Here is a 15,205-nt window from a genome sequence, read left to right as displayed (position 1 = left end):
TGAATCACGCACCACACTTGCGAGTGAACAGAGAGGGATTCCGAACGCCTAGAGAGAGCACGTTTGCACGTGAAGAATTAGTTTCTGAGTCCTGAGGCGGCTACTGAACGTACTTCGTCACGTCGGCATCGACACCCACGTCGGCCGCGTCGGCGTAGGGACGGTTCACCACGATGTCGCCGGCGGTCGAGCGACCGATGCCGGGGATGGCGGTGAGTTCGTCCATCGACGCCTCGTTGAAGTCCAGCGGGTAGGGAACCCCAGTGACGGAGCGGTAGCCGTGGTCGACGACAGCCACGTCGATGGTCTTCCCGAGTTCGCGCTCGCCCGGAATCCCGACCAAAAGCGGGTAGGTCCCGAGTTGGCGGCCGAACGTCCGGCCGTCCTGGTGGTATTCGAGGTGGACGTTCGGGAGGACCGTCCCCGCGGGGGCGACCCGGCGGAGCATCGGCCGGTCGATTTCTTCGCGGACCTCCGTTTTGTACGTCTTGAACAGCTGTTTGTGGTCGCGAGCGATGTCGGCACCCGTGTCGGACATGTCGGTGCCGTCGAACGCCATCACCTGCCGGATGTTGATGCGGCGGACCATGAGTCCCTCGTCGTAGACGCGCTGGAGGAACCGCTTGTTGTGCTCGAACGTCTCCTCGCGCTCGCCTTTCAGCCCGTGGAGGAGGTTGATTCCGGGGAGGAGTTTCGGCAGTCGGTTCGCGGCGTCCGAACCGTGGGTCGGCGCGTCCGCGGGGTCGTCACCGGGACGCCAGCCGGCGACCTCGTTGACGATTTTGACCGCCTCGAAACACTCGTCGGCGGAGACGTTGAGGTTGTTCTCCTCTTGGACCACGGGGTCGGCGGATTCGAGGCCGAAGGCGGCGGTGTCGCCGGCCGTGTTGTGCTCGGCGATGATGCGGAGCGCCTCGCGGGACTTCTCGGGCCAGCCGACGATGGTTATCGGGTTGACGTTGTCGAGGTGGAGCGTGCCGAGGTCGGGCGCGACCTCGCGGATGCCGCCGTAGAGCCGACGGAGCGCGTCGGGGTTCGGGGCCTCGCCGTCGCCGCCGAACGCGAGAATGTCGGCCTGCCGGCCGAGTCGGAAGTGCTGCGCGCCGCGGTTGTAGAGGTTCTCGACCTCCTTGACGACGGAGTCCGCAGTACGGAACGCGGGGTTGCCGTACAGCGGTTCGGTACAGAACGAACAGCGGTAGGCACAGCCCCGCGAGGTCTCCATCTCGCAGATGAGGTGGTCGGGGTGGTTCGGGTGCTGTTCGACCACGAACGCGCCCATGGCGGCCCAACGGTCGAGTTCCTCGTTGTCGCGCATGCGGTTGCCGAAGCCTTCGAGGCCGGAGTCGACGAGGTCGTAGGCGGCCGCCTCGATGTCGCCCTTGGCGACGAAGTCGTAGTCGAGGTTCTTGCGCTCCATGTCCTGGCCGCCGGCGTTCTCGTCGCCGACGCCGAAGCGAATCGGCCCGCCCATCAGGGCGGTTCCCTCGGCAACCCACGCGAGTTCGCGCACCTCGTCCGGTTCGGCGGGCGTCCCGCCGACGTACTTGCCGGGGACGGTCATGCCGCCGATGTAAATCATGAGGTCGGCGTCGGCCACGTCGCGCCACTTCTGTCTGTCCTCGCGGAGTTCGTCGATGGTGTGGTAGACGACGTTGGACTCGGGGACGCCCGCGTCGACCACCGCACCCGCGGTGAACCTCGGATACGTCGAGATGTACGGCGGCACGCCGAAGTGCGCCGGCTCGTCGACGTATCCGTCGACGATAGTCACGGTGAGGTCGGCGGGGTCAGTCATCGGTCGCGATTCGGGTTCGACGCGGAAAACGCAACCGGTCGACGGTCGCTCAGTCGGCACTCGCGGCCTGTCGGTCGCTTCCGCCTCCCGCGCGTTTATGAGCGTGGGAGCGTAACTGACGGCCATGCCCGCGACCCTCGAAGTCAAGTGCGCCAACGAGGACTGCGAACTCGACATGTTCGAGCTGCACTACACCTACGACATGCCCGACGACGTGACGGTGGCGGACTTCTCCTGTCCGTACTGCGGCGAGTCCCGCGCCCTAGAGGAGATTCAGCTATGAGCGACCTGCGGAAGTTCGGCGAGTCGGCGGCGAACGCCGTCCTCGAACGGGTCGGCCGCGGCGTCAGCCAGATGCAGGAGCGCAAGCCGCTCGCCCACGACTTGCTCGAATCCGAAGACGCCTACCTCGTCGTCTTCGACGCGCCCGGCGCTCGCGCCGAGGACGTGCAGGTCCGTTTCCTCGACGGCGAAGTCGAGATTCGCATCGACCGCTTCCGCGACTTCCACGAGGGCTACGAGATGCGCTTCCCCGGCCGGGGTCTCACGCTCTCGGGGAAGGCAACTATCCCCTCGGACGCCTCGGTCGAAGCCGCCGAGGGAACCGCCACGGTCGGCAAGAACGGCACGCTCCAGATTCGGATTCCCAAGGACGAGCGCGCGAGCGACATCGCCGTGACCGAAGAAGAAGACGAGGGCGAGGCCGACACCGAATCCGAATCCGAGGCCGCCGACGAAGCCGACGACTTCGGCGACGTTGACGACCAAGACGCCTGAGTTTCGGACGCAACGCGGTAACTACCCTCTTTCGCGTTCTTTCATTCCCCGTCGAGCGTCATCCCCTCGACCACCGCGAACTCCTCGTCGCCGTCGAAGCGGCGGGGGTCGAACGCGTCCGGTATCGATGTCTGACCATCACCGAGCACCGCCTCCGCGAGTCGCTCGCCAATCGCCGGTGACCACATGAAGCCGTGGCCGTGCCAGCCGGCGGCGACGAAGACGCCCTCGGCGACCGGGCCGACGAGGGGGTTCCGGTCCGGAGTCGCCCCACAGAGGCCGGCCCACGCGCGGTCGGCCGTCGGGGCAGCGCCGGCCGCCGCCCCCGAGGGGTCGACCACGGCGGTTCTGTGTCGAACCGCGTCGAGGGCGTCGGCGACGAACCAGTCGTCCGCGGTCGGATCCCAGTCGTCGAGGTCGGGTTCGACCGGTTCGACGCCGTCGCCCGCGAGGACGCCCGCGGGGTGCGGCCGCAGGTACGACTCGTCGGTCGCGTCGTAGACGGTGGGCCCGCGGTAGTCGCAGTCGGCGACGAGCGCCTGCGCCCGGTAGGGTTTGAGCGCGATGGGGTGGCCCGCCTCGGCGAGCAGGCGGCGCGAGTGGACGCCGGCCGCGACGACGACGGCGTCGAAGCGGGCGGTCAACACGTCGTCGACGGCGACGCCCGGCGGGTCTGTCCGGAGCGACACCGCGTCACCGACGCGGAACTCGACGCCCGCGGACTCGCACTTCTCGACGAACAGGTCCGCGTAGGCCGCCGGGTCGGCCCAGCCGGCGTTCTCGGCGACGCCCGCGAGGAGCACGTCGTCGGTCCGAATCGGGAACCGGGCGGCCAGTTCGTCGGCTCCGACGAGCGACACCGCGCGGTCGTGGACGCGCATTCGCTCGACCGACTCTTCGAGCGCCGCGGCGGCCGCGTCGTCACCCTCGCGCGCGAGGAAGACGTACGGCGTCTCGTGGAAGACGAACTCGCCCTCGCCCGAGAGACGCCGGAATCGAGCCATCGCGCTATCGGCGACGGCCACGTCGATGTCCTCCGCGTAGGCGTCGTAGCAGATGCCGGCGGCGCGGCCCGTCGACCCGCCGCCCGGGGTGTCGCGCTCGAACAGCGTGACTCGCGCCCCGCGCTCGGCGAGGTCGAAGGCGGTCGTCAGGCCGACCGCGCCCGCGCCGACGACCGCGACGCGCGCTGGTGTGTCCATACCTCGTCTGGGTCAGCGACCGACTTGAATGGCGGTTGCTCTCGGTCTCGTGGTCGTCGTCAGTCGCCGCCAGTCGTCGGGCGCGTAGTCGGTCGATGCGCGCGGCGCAGTCGCTCAGGATGTGTAGAGAGACGGGGTAGGTCAGCCGGCCGTGGCCCACGTGGAAACCACGTGGGTCCGAAAGGAGCCACCTGACCGTGCCGTCACCTGTCCTCTCCGGCGACCGCGTAAAAGGCCTCCGGTGCGGTGCGGAGACGGGACGGGCGCGGGCGACTCGCCGGACTACTCGGCGAACTCGTCGACGCCGCGGGCCGGGTAGCCGACCACGAGGTCGATACCGGCGTCGCGGAGGTCGTCGATGCGCCGCCGCACGTCGGTCACGGAGCCGATGAGGGCGTAGTCGCGCGCGGCCTTCAGGAGCACCTCGCGGGCGCGACCCTCCGCCGAGGCGTCAGTTGCGGCGTCGTCGGGGAGCACGCGAGCGACGGGGCGGCGACGTGAGACGTACGCGCCGACGGCGTCGAGAATCTCGTCGTCGTCGTCGGTGAGGGCGGTCGGGGCGTAGACCGCAATTTCGCCGTCAAAGCCGGCCGCCCGGAGCGCCCGAACGTCCCTGCGGGTCGACCGCGAGAGGAGTTCGTACTGGGTGCCGCCGGCGGCGAGGGCGATTCGCTCGATACCCTCGGTGCCGACCCACGCGTCGGGCGCGCGCTCTCTCGCGGCGCGGAGTCGGGGGGCGACCGCGCGGCCCGCCTCGTCGTCGGTCAGATACGCGCCGTGGCCGGCCACGAGCACCTGCCGAATCCCGTCGGGGAGCCACTCGTACAGCGAGTCGTCGCTGAGGGGGTCGAAGCCGTCGGCCCGGACCGGCGTGGTCAGTCGAACCTCTTTTTCGGCCGCGAGCTCGCGAAGCACGTCCTCGTCGGGGAGTCGCTCGCGACCCTCGTAGTCGATAGCGACGACATCGAGCGGGACCGACAGCGCCTCGCGCACGTCGCACTCGGCGGGTTTGAGTGCGACAGCGTCCAGACCGGCTTTCGAGACCGCACGCTCGGCGGTCAACATACTATCACCACAGAAATTTCAGTACCGTCGCGGAACGCGATCCATCGTCTGTGCGACCATGTGAGAACGGATAGCGCGGAGGAGGGCAAAACCCTGTCGGTGACGGCGATGCTGGCTCTCCCGGCGACGTTTATATACCACGTTTCGAAGCGGCGGCGAGCCGTGTCGAACCGCGTGCCGACTCGTCTCACGGCCGAATACCGGTGGTTCGTCCGTCGTACGCCCACGATTGTATTCAGGAGGCAATTCTAGACTGCGATTAGTAGTCGAAAATGAATCGTGACAGTCTCAGACGCCCGTTTTCGGTGATTCCCAGTTCTATAGATTCGGAAATCGCGTCGCCGTTATATGGGGTTCGCGGCCGACGATTCAGATGTAAGGTGAACCGAGATGCCCGCTAACGCACAAATCGAGATGCTGGGGAACAGAATGGACTTCGACTACTCGCGGGGCGTCACGGGCTACGTGCTCGTGTTGACCCGCATCATCACCGGTTACTGGTTCCTCCACGCGGGCTGGGGGAAGATAACCGGTGAGGCGTTCAACGCCGGCGGCTACCTTGCGAACGCCCCCGCCGCCTCGCCGCTGCAGGGCTTCTTCGCGTGGGCCGCTGCGACCCCGTGGCTCCTCGACCTCACGAACATCATGGTTCCGTGGGGCGAGTTCCTCATCGGCCTCGGGCTCATCGTGGGTGCACTCGTCCGGCTCGCCGCCTTCTTCGGTGGCGTCCTGATGGTGTTCTTCTACCTCGGGAACGCCGACTGGGGCCACGGTCTGGTCAACGGTGACCTGTTCGGCCTCATGATGTTCGCCATCGTCGGCACCCTCGCCGCGGGCCGCATCCTCGGCCTCGACGCCATCATCGAGAAGATGGAGTTCGTCCAGCAGCGCCCCGCGCTCAAGTACCTCCTCGGTTGAGGGGGTACTCGGGGGGCAGAAAGGGAGTTGTCGTGGGGACGACGACACGCTGACGCGGTTTTGTTTTTCGGAACTGACGCAGAAACCGTGAGCGGGCGCGCCGGGTGGCAGTGCGCCGAGGAGAACGAGACGTCGAGCGGGCGCGCTACACCGGGTAGTCGGCGTCGGGGTCGACCACGCGGTCGACCTCCTCGGGGGCGTGCCAGTCGGTCGTGAGTTCGAGCAGTTGCACGAGCATCCGCCCGGTCGCGCCCCAGACGGTGTAGCCGTCGACGTGGAAGAAGTGGAGCCGAATCTCGCCGTACTGCGGGTGGTCGCGGCGCTCCGACTCGTAGTTCGCGCGGTCGGTCAGGTCGTCGACCGCGAGCACCGCGATTTCGGCCACCTCGCGCTGGTCGGGTTCGTACTCGCGGTCGGGCACCGTGGCGACGAACGGGGAGACGGCGTAGTCGGTCACGGTGAGGATGTCGTCGAGTCGGCCGTGAAACGCCGCCTCCTCTGGTCGAAGGCCGATTTCCTCATTGGACTCGCGGAGCGCGGTCGCCCGCAGGTCGGCGTCGCTCGGTTCGCGCCCGCCGCCGGGGAAGCTCATCTGGCCCGGATGCTCGCCGAGGTGGTCGGCGCGCTTGGTAAACAGGATGTGCGGCCGCTCGTCGCGGAACACGACGGGGGCGATGACGGCCGCCCGCCGGCCCGCGTCGACGGTCACCGGTTCGTGTCGGGTGACGCCCGCGAGGTCCATCGTCACGATTCGTAAAGAGATGCCGAGACTTAGGCCTGCCCCTCCGCGTCCAGCGCGGCGTCGAGGCGCTCGCGAATCGACTCCACGTCGGTGTCGGCCCACGCTTCGAGGTCGTACGTCACGTCCAGCAGACGCTCGATTTCGTCGTTGTCGCCCGTCTGCACCGCGCTCGCGGCCGCCGCCCGGAGACGCGATTCGACCTGCGTCGCCAGTTCGTCCCGCGGCACCTCGCGGGTCGGGTAGTCGAGGATGTGCGGGAGATCCTCCGCCCGGTCGGGGAGCGTCGGAAACGCCATCGGCCCGACCGTCAGGAGTTCCGCGTCAGTCTCATCGTCCTCGTAGGGAACGAGGTAGTAAGCGTCGACCGCGTCAGAAATCGCGCCTGAGAGGGCGTCGCCGTCGGTTTCGCGGCCCTGCTTGAACGCGAGTTCGTCCAGCGCCGTCTCCAGTTCCACGCGGGTGAGCGCGCCGAAGAGGTCGACGACGCCCGCGAGGTCGTCGTAGGTGGCCTCGCTCATCGCCCCGCAGCCTCCCGCATGTCGTCGAGATCGGCGCTCGCGGCGGCGAGCACTTCGTCGGGCGACAGCGACGTGTCCCGCCACGCCGGGAGCCGCGTGTCCTCACCGGGCTTCGAGATGGCCTCGGCGTAGGTTGCGACCTGTTCGCGCTCGTCTCCCCGGTCGTAGTCGAAGCCGTTGAACGCCGCGTCGGCCGCGTACTGCTCGACCAGTCTGTTCCCGGCCTCGCGGTAGCGCTCCGTGAGCGTGTCGAACTCGACGCTCCCGCCGTGTTCCACGACGGCCCGGAGGAGCGTCCGCCCGACCGACTCGCTCATGTCCGAGAGGCCGGTCGGCCCGCTCACGGAGCGGTGGTCGTGTTCGTACTCGCCGAGGTCGACCTGCGCGCTCCGGTCGAAGCCGGCGTGAGCGAAGGCGTCGCCGAGGGTGCCGACTTCGAGGCCCCACTTCCGCGGCGACCGCATCCGCAACGCGAGGTCCGAGGTGGCCGCGAACTCCCCCGCGAGGGCGTACCGGAACGAGTCGAGATACCGAACGATTGGTGCGTCAGTCTCGTCCTCAAGTGCCCGGACGAGCGGGGCGTAGAACAGCCTGAACAGCCGGCCGTAGAGCCGCCCCTCCTCGACGCGGGCGTAGTAGCCCTTCGAGAAGTCGTGGCCGTGGGCGAGCGGGAACAGGAGCCGCGGAACGTAGCGCTCGTCGTAGGTCTTCGTGTCCGCGTCGTGGACGACGACGTACTCCTCGCGGGCGGCGCAGCCGAGCGCGAGCCACACGTCGCGGCCCTTGCCCCGCTCGCCGTCGAGGCCGTGGGAGTCGAGAAGGTCGGCGACGCGGGGGCCGTCGCACCACAGCACGTCGAGCGGCAGGTCGTACTCGTCGAGCCAGTCGGCGAACGGGGCCACCCGGTCGGCGGGCGCGCGGAGGGGGACGACGACCCGCGCCGGCGAGAGCGACTCCAGCGTCGAGAGCACCCGCTCGGCGGCGAGGCCGGCGTACTCGCGCTCCGTCATCGGCACGACCACGGCGGCGCGGCCGGTCGGGGCGTCGGGGACCGAACCGGAGAGGTCGTGGAGCGTCGTGACCCGCTCTTGTACGTACTCCATCGTGTCGGTCGTAGAACCGGGCGAGCAAAAGTGCGGCGAGAGCCGAGTCGTCTGCCGGCTTCGCTCCGGGAGAGTCCGGGCAGACCGGGCGGTCAGTTCGGGATGCGCCCGGCGCGCTGGAAGGCGATGAGGCCCGTGACGACGACCGCCAACCCGACGGAGAACCAGAAGAACACCTCGTCGAACGCGTAGCCGAAGTCGGTCAGGGTGCCGACCACGCCCGACCCGCTGGCCTGGAATATCATCATGCCGAACGAGTACACCGAGTAGGCGCTCCCGCGGCTCTCGTCGGGCAGCGTGTCGAGCAGGTAGGCGTCAAGGGCCGGAAAGAGGCTGTGGATGACGTAGCCGACGACCGCGGTGACGACGAGGAGGCCGACGAGGCTCGTCGTCACGGTCAGGACGAACACCGAGACGACGAAGGAGACGAGCACGCCGAGGATGTACGGGATGCGCGGCAGTTTGTCGGCGAGCCGCCCCGAGAGGAAGAACGCCGGCACGCCCGCGCCGAAGATAACCGTCAGCATGTTGCGCGCCGTCGTCGCCGGCAGGCCCTTCGACACCATGTACAGCTCGTAGAAGTTGAACAGGCCCTGCCAGACGAAGCCGGTGAAGCCGAGGATGACGATGCCGGTGAGGATGACGCGCCACTCGCTCCGGGCCGCACCGAGGAGGTCGCGGTCGGCCGCGCCCGCGTCGGGGAGGTCCGTCGAACGGGCGGTAAAGAACAACGCGAGGGTCACGACGGCGGCCGCGAGGCCGACGCAGACGAAGACGAGTTGCCACGCCGCGGAGACGAACGGAAGCCGGGGGACGAGGTCGGGACCGACCGCGAGGACGAGCGTGACGAAGGGAGCGACGCCGACGGCCGCGAGCTGGCTGGCGGTGCCGTGGATGCCCATCGCGCGGCCGACGCGGTCGGGGAACAGCTCGCTCACGAGCGGGTTTGCGGCGACGAAGTACGCGCCCGAGGCGAGCCCCATCGAGACCGCGCCGACCATCAGCGTCTCGACGGTGGTCGCGCTGGCGGTCACGCCCGAGGCGACGACGAGGACGACGCCGGTTCCGAGCACCACCCGGTGTCTCGGAACGCGGGTGAGGAGCCAGCCGGTCGGGACGCGGAGGACGGCGCTCCCGAGCCAGACGAGGGTGGCGACGATGCCGACGGTGGCGCGGTCGACCTCGAAGAACGTGATGAACTCTCCGAGAAGCGGTGCGAAGACGACCCGCGCGAGGTTGACGAGCAGCACCATCCCGCAGAGGGTTCCGAAGAGGCGGCCACGTGACACGGACGGAAGCGCGCACCGCGAGGTGACAACACTTTCGACTGAACGAGGCCGTCGGGGCGTCGTGCGGGCGAAAACGGGGGGTCGTCGTCGGGTTTTTATGTTCGTTGCACAAACGGACGCCTATGAAGACAACGCGGAAGGGGCTTCGAGACGGGGAGTTGGAGAAGGATACCTACGGACGACTGACCTGTTCCGAGTGCGGCGAGTCGCTGAAGAAGAAAAACGACCCGGACGAGGTGTTTTCCCTCCGCATCTGCGCCGACTGCGGGCGGGAGTGGAAAGAGCTCAGATAAGGCGAACCAACCGACGGCGGACGCCCGACGGGAACCGGCGGCCGCTCACTCGAACACCGAATCGAACGTCCGCGCCCCGAGAGGGTCGAACGTGCCGGCCGCGATGTTCTCCGCGACGTGTGCTACCGACGACGCGCCGACGAGCGCCGCGGTCACGCCGGGCGCGCTCCGCGAGAAGTTGAGCGCCCGCTGGGCCGCCGTGTCGCCGGCGAGCACCGAGTTCACCGACGCCGGAATCTCCGCCGCGAGGTCGCCCTGCGCGAGGCTGGCGCTCGTGAAGGCGTGCAGGCCGTGTTCGTGGGCGTACCAGAGCGCGCTCATCGCCTCGCCCGCGTCGGTGTCGTGAGCCTCGACGGTGAACGCGTCGGCCATCACGACGTTGAACGGAAGCTGAATCGCTTCGAGCGAGTGTTCGTCGTTGCCGACGGTTTCTGCCGCGCGCTCGGCCCGATGGACGAGTTCGGGGAGCGACAGGTACGCGTCGTGGTCGGGCGCGACCCGGAGCGCCTCCCACGTTGCGACACCGTAGCGACCGATGTCGTCGCCGGCGACCCGGCGTTCGAGGACCTCGAAGGCGGCCTCGACGCGGTCGTACACCGTCTCACGGTCGGCGATTGCCAGTTGCGTCTCGGGGTTGTGGAGGTAGTAGCAGTCGATGTGGTCCAGTCCCGTCAGGTCGAGCGACCGGTCGAGCATCTCGTCGACGAACGCGGGCGCGATGGTGTGACTGCCGTGGGCGAGTTCGTCGGCGTCGGCGAGGCCCGCGTCGAGGACCGTCTCGCGGACGTACGCGCCGGGGTCGTCGGGGCGCTCGCGGTCGAAGGGGACGAACCCGGCCTTCGAGGCAACGACGACGGCGTCGCGGTCGACGTCGGCCCCGCGGACCGCGTCGCCGACGACTCGTTCGGCGCGGCCGTGACGGTAGTTCGACGCCGTGTCGACGAGGTTGACGCCGTGTTCGAGCGCGGAGACGAGCGACTCGCGGTAGCGGTCGTCGACCGCGTCGGTTGGCTCGCCGAGGTAGGTCCCGATGCCGATACTGGAGACGACGCCTGGGCCGAACCGGCGGTAGAACGTTCGGCCGAAACTGTCACCGAACCGGTCGCGGTAGGCCCACGTCGCCCGTCCTGTAGCCATGGCCGGGGCTACGGCGGCCGACGGTTAAGGGCCACCGGTCCGGGTTCGGAGACAGCCGCCGGCGAGTCAAATATCGCCCGACAGCGCCTCGAAAACGTGTTCGATGAGTTCGTCGCGGGCGATGGACTCGCCGTTGCCGCCGTCGGTGACGGCGTCGGGGCGGATTATCTGGCCGCCGCCCATCCGGGCGTGGCCGCCGGCGCTCGCCCCGCGGTAGTGGTCGAGCGCGGCCTCCAGCGTCCGACCCATGTGAACCCGGTCGTCGCGGGAGCGACCCGAGAGGTAGACATTGCTCTCGCGCTCGCCGCAGACGACCGCCGCGGTGACGCCTTCGAGTTGGATGAGTTCGTCGGCCGCCTGCGGAATGGCGTCGACGTTCGAGATGGTGCCGATGTCGGCGACTGCGAAGGGACCGCGCACGTCGCGGCCGGCGATGGCGCGCGCCTTCGCCTCCAGCACCTCGCGGGAGACCTCGGGGTTGGCGATGCGGTCGAGGTGGTCCTCGTTGACGCCGGGAAAGAGGAAGCCGGCGGCGTCGAAGTCGGCGGCCGAACAGCCCGCAGTGAGATGTTTGGTGTCCGTGAGAATCCCGTAGACGAGACCCGTCGCGACCTGCGAGGGGACGGTGTACGAGGCGTTCACCTCGCTGGCGTGCATGTCCGGCGGGACGGGTTTCGCGCCCACGTCGCGGAAGTACTCGGCGATGATGCTCGAACACGCGCCGTAGTCGGTACGGACGTCGGTGAACACCTCGCCGGTCCCGTCGCCGGGATGGTGGTCGACGACGGCGTAGGGGAGAACGCCCTCTGCCCCCGCGAAGCCGCGGGGCGCGTTGTGGTCCACGAGGACGACCGCCTCGGCGGCGAGGTCGCTCACGTGGTCGATGGGGTCTAAGTCGAGGTCGAGAACGGTACGAAACGCGCGGTTTTCCTGGTGTCGAATCTGGCCAGCGAACTGGATTGTCGGTGTGGTGCCGACCTGTTCTGCGAGACAGGCTACGCCGATTGCCGCGGCCATGGCGTCGGGGTCCGGGTTCGGGTGCATGAGGACGGCGACCTCGTCGACGTCCTCCAGCGCCTCGGCGAAGCGCGTGCCCATCGGCCGCTTGAAGCGAATCGCGGCGTAGACGACGAGCGAGAGGGCGCCGAGCGCGACGACGAGCGCCGCCGCGATTTCGGGGTGCGCGCGCACGAACGAGTCGATAGACTCAAAGATAGCACCCGTGTCGAACTGCCCCACCGGACCGAACATACACAACACGACCGGGGCCTACCGTATGAATATTCCCCCTAATCGAGTTGTCCTGAGTGACAGAATTTCGGGGGTTCGAACCTGTCGTCCCCCGAATACGCTCAGTCGTCGCCGGCCCGGTAGGCGTCGATTGCCGCCCGGTAGCCCTCTCGATACGTCGGATATGCGAACGAATAGCCGAGTTCGCGGAGGTAGTCGTTCGAACAGCGCTTGCTCGTCAGGATACGGCGGCGGGCAGCCTCCGAGAGGTCGCCGTCGGCGAGGCGTTCTTCCTTCGTGCGCTTTTCGGGACGCGGGACGCCGCACTCGTCGGCCAGCCAGTCCGCGAACTCGTGTTTCGAGACTGGTTCGTCGTCGACGACGAGGACGGTGTCGTCGCGGGCGCGGTCGGTTTCGAGGAGGTACGCGACGACGCCCGCGGCGTCGTCCCGGTGGACCATGTTGAGGTAACCCGCCGTGACCGGGCCGGTCAGGTAGCGTTCGAGTCGGTAGCGGTCGGGACCGTAGAGCCCGGCGAACCGGGTGACGGTCCCTTCGATTCCCCGCTCGGCGGCGTGCTCGCGGGCGACGCGCTCGGCCTCTGCGAGGACGCGCGTCTTGTCGGTCGTCGGGTCGAGTGGCGTCGATTCGTCGACGAATTCGCCGCCGTGGTCGCCGTAGACGCCCGTGCTCGACGTGTAGACGAGGCGCTCGGGCGGCGACTCTCGGGCGGCGAAGTGGTCGATTGCCGTTCGGAGACCATCGACGAAGACGGTCCGGGCGGCGTCGGCCCCCCGGCCGCCGGAACTCGCGGCGAAGACGACGTGGTCCACGTCGGGGACCGACGCCAGCGAGTCGGCGTCCGTCACGTCGGCGCGAACCGCTTCCGCACCGGTCGCTTTGACGGCGGCGAGGCCGTCGTCGGAGCGGCGGACGCCCCACACGTCGTGGTCGTCAGCGACGAGCGTGCGAGCGAGTTCGAGGCCGACGTAGCCACAGCCGAGGATGGCGACTCTCATCGCTCGTTTCGGACGGCGATGACGTGGTGGATGGCGGCCAGTTCGTTCAGCGTGGCGGCGGTGCGGCCCTCGATAGCCTGCTGAATCTCCTGTCCGGAGAGGTCGAGGTCGACCTCGGACGCGAGCGTGTCAACGTCGAGGATACCGCTCGTCATGCCCATGAGGAGGTGGTCGCGGAACTCCCAGACGATGGCGTCGGCGTCGGGGTTGCCGTCGGCGAGTTCGAGAACTGCGGCGGCCTGTTCGAGCGTGAGGTCCAACACGCCGTTCGAGAGCGCGGCTTCCGAGACGCCGGCGGCCTCGGCGGCCGTCTCCGACCCGGCGGCGTCGACTGCGCGGCGAATCTCGTCCTCGTAGGCGGTGCGCAACTCGTCGGCCGAGAGGGTTCCGGGCTTCGCGGCGGCGTCGTACAACATACACGCGGGTTCGGCGTTCCGGCGGCAAAACGGTTGCCACTCGGGTCGTATTGGCGGCTATTCGTTCGCGCGGCAGTCGGCCGCGACGGTGCAACCCGGACCGCCCGCCCACCCCTCGGAGCGCTCGTCCGCGTCGCCGTCGATGTCACCGACGCCGACGCCCGACGGGGGCACCGCGACGACGATTGCCGTCTCCACGTCGAACGCGACGCGGTCGCCGCGGCCGACTGTCTCCGCGACGCCGTCGTCGTCCCAATCGAGAGCGACAACCGAGCCGTCGCGGGCGTACGTGAGAGATTCGGCGTCGCCGCGGGCGTGGACGCGGAACTGCGCGAACTCGCCGGCGACTTCCACGTCCCAGACGTTGACCGTCGCGTACCAGTACCCCGGGACGGGCGCGACCGGCATCCCGGCGGGGACGCGCTTGAACGACTTCCCGAACCGCGAGTCGAGCGTGTCGTTCAGGCGGTCGGCGACCGCGTCCTCGGTGGCGTTCATCGCCGCGTCGGTCGCCATGTCACTGAGGGCCTGCTGGCGGGCGCTCCGCGTCGTCTCGACGGTTCGGTTCGTGAGTCGCTGTGGGACCGTCGTCGAGCGGTCCCGACGGACGGTTCGGAACGCCTCGTCGAGGCGGCGTTCGAGGAGGTCGGCCTCGACGGTTCCCGTGCCGGCAGTTTCGACGGCGATTGCGCGCGCCGCGGAGCCGTTCGTGACCGCCAGCGCCCGGTGGGCTGGGTCGTCCCACTCGCCGAGCGCACGCTCCAGAATCCGCTGGCGCTCCGTCACCGAACGGTCGGTGTGCGCGCGGAGCGTGTCCCTGGCGACCTCCTCCGCGGGAACGGTCGACCGGTCGACCGCGGTTTCGAGCCTGTCGCGCCGGTCGGCGAGCGTCTCGTTCGTCCCGTTCGTCACCGCGAGCGTCGAGTCGGCGGCGAGGAGCGCGCGGGCCGCAACGCGGAGCGGGACGCGGCGGTTCGCGCCGAACACCGGTTCGAGGACGGTATCGGCGGCGTCGCCGTAGGGGAGCGTGAACAGGTTGGTGTTGCGAGCGACGAGCGGGTGGTAGGTGCCGCCGCGGGAGACGGTCGGCATCGCGGACCCCGAGAGACCGCCGAGCGAGAGGTACATCGGGTCCGCGTCGGGGACGAACCGGACGCCGGTTTCGTTGCCGGTTCCGTTCGCGCCGTCTGCTCGCGTCTCACCCAGCGCCGCGCGGGCGACCGCCTCGGCACGGACCGCCTCCGAGAGCGACCCAATAGCTGCGTCTGTGCTCGCGTCGTCGGCCGCGCCGGTCGCCGCCGCGGTCCGGTTCGCCCGGCGGTCAAGTGTCGCCAGCACGCGGTCGAGATACGCGGCGCGGACCGCGACGCGCGCTCGATCCGCAACGCCGTCGTAGGCGGCCGGTGCGCCGACGAGTTCGCGGCGGTCGGCGCGCAGGTCGGACGCGAGTTCTGCGGCGAGGTTCGTCTCGCCCGCGGCGACCCGCCGGGCAGACGCCGTCACGCTCCGGTTTTTCACGCGGTCGGCGAGCGCGACGAGGTCAGCACGAATCCAGTTGTCGAGGCCGGGAGCCGTCGGTGCGGTCGTCAGTCGTGGGTCGGGCGCATCGCCGTCGGCGACGTCGCGGGCGAGGTCGTCGAAGCCGCCGCGGGTCGAAACCGCGTCCTCGGCGGCGTCGGCGGCCGCGGCGAAGTTCTC

General features: G+C 69.1%; 15 protein-coding genes and 1 pseudogene. 4 read left to right on the top strand and 12 right to left on the bottom strand.

Annotated elements, in window-relative coordinates:
* Positions 1 to 100 precede the first annotated feature (100 nt).
* A complete protein-coding gene (locus AM590_RS13890) occupies positions 101 to 1,798 on the bottom strand; it encodes a radical SAM protein (RefSeq protein WP_058827995.1) in 1,698 nt (565 codons plus the stop codon).
* 124 nt (positions 1,799 to 1,922) lie between these two features.
* Here AM590_RS13890 and AM590_RS20925 point away from each other — a divergent pair, with 124 nt between their 5' ends.
* Together AM590_RS20925 and AM590_RS13885 are read left to right on the top strand one after the other, a co-directional pair.
* Positions 1,923 to 2,081 (top strand): hypothetical protein, encoded by a 159-nt coding sequence (locus tag AM590_RS20925; RefSeq protein WP_004044170.1) that lies wholly within the window; start codon positions 1,923 to 1,925, stop codon positions 2,079 to 2,081.
* Positions 2,078 to 2,575, top strand: a complete 498-nt coding sequence (locus AM590_RS13885; protein WP_058827994.1) for an Hsp20/alpha crystallin family protein — start codon at positions 2,078 to 2,080, stop codon at positions 2,573 to 2,575. The genes AM590_RS20925 and AM590_RS13885 overlap by 4 nt, the downstream gene beginning before the upstream one ends.
* 41 nt (positions 2,576 to 2,616) lie before the next feature.
* Here AM590_RS13885 and AM590_RS13880 read toward each other — a convergent pair whose 3' ends face one another.
* Both AM590_RS13880 and AM590_RS13875 read right to left on the bottom strand, forming a co-directional pair.
* Positions 2,617 to 3,777: an FAD-binding oxidoreductase gene (locus AM590_RS13880; protein ID WP_058827993.1), complete on the bottom strand. Its 1,161-nt coding sequence runs from the start codon at positions 3,775 to 3,777 to the stop codon at positions 2,617 to 2,619.
* A 282-nt stretch (positions 3,778 to 4,059) separates the two neighbouring features.
* On the bottom strand, positions 4,060 to 4,842 hold the full coding sequence (locus AM590_RS13875) for a hypothetical protein (protein ID WP_058827992.1): 783 nt from the start codon (positions 4,840 to 4,842) through the stop codon (positions 4,060 to 4,062).
* 429 nt (positions 4,843 to 5,271) lie between these two features.
* Between AM590_RS13875 and AM590_RS13870 the strand changes: the two genes are divergently transcribed.
* Entirely contained in the window at positions 5,272 to 5,760 is a 489-nt protein-coding gene (locus tag AM590_RS13870; protein ID WP_058827991.1) for a DoxX family protein, read from the top strand.
* Positions 5,761 to 5,905: 145 nt separating this feature from the next.
* On the opposite strand, the gene AM590_RS13865 is transcribed toward AM590_RS13870, so the two are convergent.
* The 4 genes from AM590_RS13865 to AM590_RS13850 form a co-directional block, all read right to left on the bottom strand.
* Positions 5,906 to 6,502, bottom strand: a complete 597-nt coding sequence (locus tag AM590_RS13865) for a CoA pyrophosphatase (protein ID WP_058827990.1) — start codon at positions 6,500 to 6,502, stop codon at positions 5,906 to 5,908.
* Positions 6,503 to 6,531: 29 nt separating this feature from the next.
* Positions 6,532 to 7,020, bottom strand: coding sequence for a hypothetical protein (locus AM590_RS13860; RefSeq protein ID WP_058827989.1), 489 nt, complete (start codon positions 7,018 to 7,020; stop codon positions 6,532 to 6,534).
* Positions 7,017 to 8,123 (bottom strand): hypothetical protein, encoded by a 1,107-nt coding sequence (locus AM590_RS13855; RefSeq protein ID WP_058827988.1) that lies wholly within the window; start codon positions 8,121 to 8,123, stop codon positions 7,017 to 7,019. The genes AM590_RS13860 and AM590_RS13855 overlap by 4 nt, the downstream gene beginning before the upstream one ends.
* A 92-nt stretch (positions 8,124 to 8,215) precedes the next feature.
* Positions 8,216 to 9,376, bottom strand: coding sequence for an MFS transporter (locus tag AM590_RS13850; RefSeq protein WP_058827987.1), 1,161 nt, complete (start codon positions 9,374 to 9,376; stop codon positions 8,216 to 8,218).
* 158 nt (positions 9,377 to 9,534) lie between these two features.
* Between AM590_RS13850 and AM590_RS20920 the strand changes: the two genes are divergently transcribed.
* Positions 9,535 to 9,705 (top strand): HVO_0758 family zinc finger protein, encoded by a 171-nt coding sequence (locus AM590_RS20920; RefSeq protein ID WP_004972738.1) that lies wholly within the window; start codon positions 9,535 to 9,537, stop codon positions 9,703 to 9,705.
* Between the two features lie 45 nt (positions 9,706 to 9,750).
* Here AM590_RS20920 and AM590_RS13845 read toward each other — a convergent pair whose 3' ends face one another.
* From AM590_RS13845 to AM590_RS13825, 5 genes and pseudogenes are all read right to left on the bottom strand, one after another.
* On the bottom strand, positions 9,751 to 10,842 hold the full coding sequence (locus AM590_RS13845; RefSeq protein WP_058827986.1) for an aldo/keto reductase: 1,092 nt from the start codon (positions 10,840 to 10,842) through the stop codon (positions 9,751 to 9,753).
* Positions 10,843 to 10,908: 66 nt separating this feature from the next.
* Complete coding sequence (locus AM590_RS13840; RefSeq protein ID WP_004972741.1) at positions 10,909 to 12,093, bottom strand: bifunctional oligoribonuclease/PAP phosphatase NrnA; 1,185 nt, start codon at positions 12,091 to 12,093, stop codon at positions 10,909 to 10,911.
* 101 nt (positions 12,094 to 12,194) lie between these two features.
* On the bottom strand, positions 12,195 to 13,091 hold the full coding sequence (locus tag AM590_RS13835) for an SDR family oxidoreductase (RefSeq protein WP_058827985.1): 897 nt from the start codon (positions 13,089 to 13,091) through the stop codon (positions 12,195 to 12,197).
* Entirely contained in the window at positions 13,088 to 13,507 is a 420-nt protein-coding gene (locus AM590_RS13830) for a DUF5791 family protein (protein WP_058827984.1), read from the bottom strand. Before AM590_RS13830 ends, AM590_RS13835 begins: the two co-directional genes overlap by 4 nt.
* A 57-nt stretch (positions 13,508 to 13,564) precedes the next feature.
* Positions 13,565 to 15,205: pseudogene (locus AM590_RS13825) on the bottom strand (hypothetical protein); the annotation flags it as partial.

Origin of the sequence: Haloferax sp. Q22, from assembly GCF_001482285.1 — an archaeon.
Classification (GTDB): Archaea; Halobacteriota; Halobacteria; order Halobacteriales; family Haloferacaceae; genus Haloferax.
This window is presented reverse-complemented; position numbering and strand designations above follow the sequence as displayed.

What these genes read in the sequence shown, in the direction of transcription:
- AM590_RS13890 (WP_058827995.1), bottom strand. Translation starts at nt 1,798, where the DNA reads ATGACTGACCCCGCCGACCTCACCGTGACTATCGTCGACGGATACGTC.
- AM590_RS20925 (WP_004044170.1), top strand. Translation starts at nt 1,923, where the DNA reads ATGCCCGCGACCCTCGAAGTCAAGTGCGCCAACGAGGACTGCGAACTC.
- AM590_RS13885 (WP_058827994.1), top strand. Translation starts at nt 2,078, where the DNA reads ATGAGCGACCTGCGGAAGTTCGGCGAGTCGGCGGCGAACGCCGTCCTC.
- AM590_RS13880 (WP_058827993.1), bottom strand. Translation starts at nt 3,777, where the DNA reads ATGGACACACCAGCGCGCGTCGCGGTCGTCGGCGCGGGCGCGGTCGGC.
- AM590_RS13875 (WP_058827992.1), bottom strand. Translation starts at nt 4,842, where the DNA reads ATGTTGACCGCCGAGCGTGCGGTCTCGAAAGCCGGTCTGGACGCTGTC.
- AM590_RS13870 (WP_058827991.1), top strand. Translation starts at nt 5,272, where the DNA reads ATGGACTTCGACTACTCGCGGGGCGTCACGGGCTACGTGCTCGTGTTG.
- AM590_RS13865 (WP_058827990.1), bottom strand. Translation starts at nt 6,502, where the DNA reads ATGGACCTCGCGGGCGTCACCCGACACGAACCGGTGACCGTCGACGCG.
- AM590_RS13860 (WP_058827989.1), bottom strand. Translation starts at nt 7,020, where the DNA reads ATGAGCGAGGCCACCTACGACGACCTCGCGGGCGTCGTCGACCTCTTC.
- AM590_RS13855 (WP_058827988.1), bottom strand. Translation starts at nt 8,123, where the DNA reads ATGGAGTACGTACAAGAGCGGGTCACGACGCTCCACGACCTCTCCGGT.
- AM590_RS13850 (WP_058827987.1), bottom strand. Translation starts at nt 9,376, where the DNA reads ATGGTGCTGCTCGTCAACCTCGCGCGGGTCGTCTTCGCACCGCTTCTC.
- AM590_RS20920 (WP_004972738.1), top strand. Translation starts at nt 9,535, where the DNA reads ATGAAGACAACGCGGAAGGGGCTTCGAGACGGGGAGTTGGAGAAGGAT.
- AM590_RS13845 (WP_058827986.1), bottom strand. Translation starts at nt 10,842, where the DNA reads ATGGCTACAGGACGGGCGACGTGGGCCTACCGCGACCGGTTCGGTGAC.
- AM590_RS13840 (WP_004972741.1), bottom strand. Translation starts at nt 12,093, where the DNA reads ATGTTCGGTCCGGTGGGGCAGTTCGACACGGGTGCTATCTTTGAGTCT.
- AM590_RS13835 (WP_058827985.1), bottom strand. Translation starts at nt 13,091, where the DNA reads ATGAGAGTCGCCATCCTCGGCTGTGGCTACGTCGGCCTCGAACTCGCT.
- AM590_RS13830 (WP_058827984.1), bottom strand. Translation starts at nt 13,507, where the DNA reads ATGTTGTACGACGCCGCCGCGAAGCCCGGAACCCTCTCGGCCGACGAG.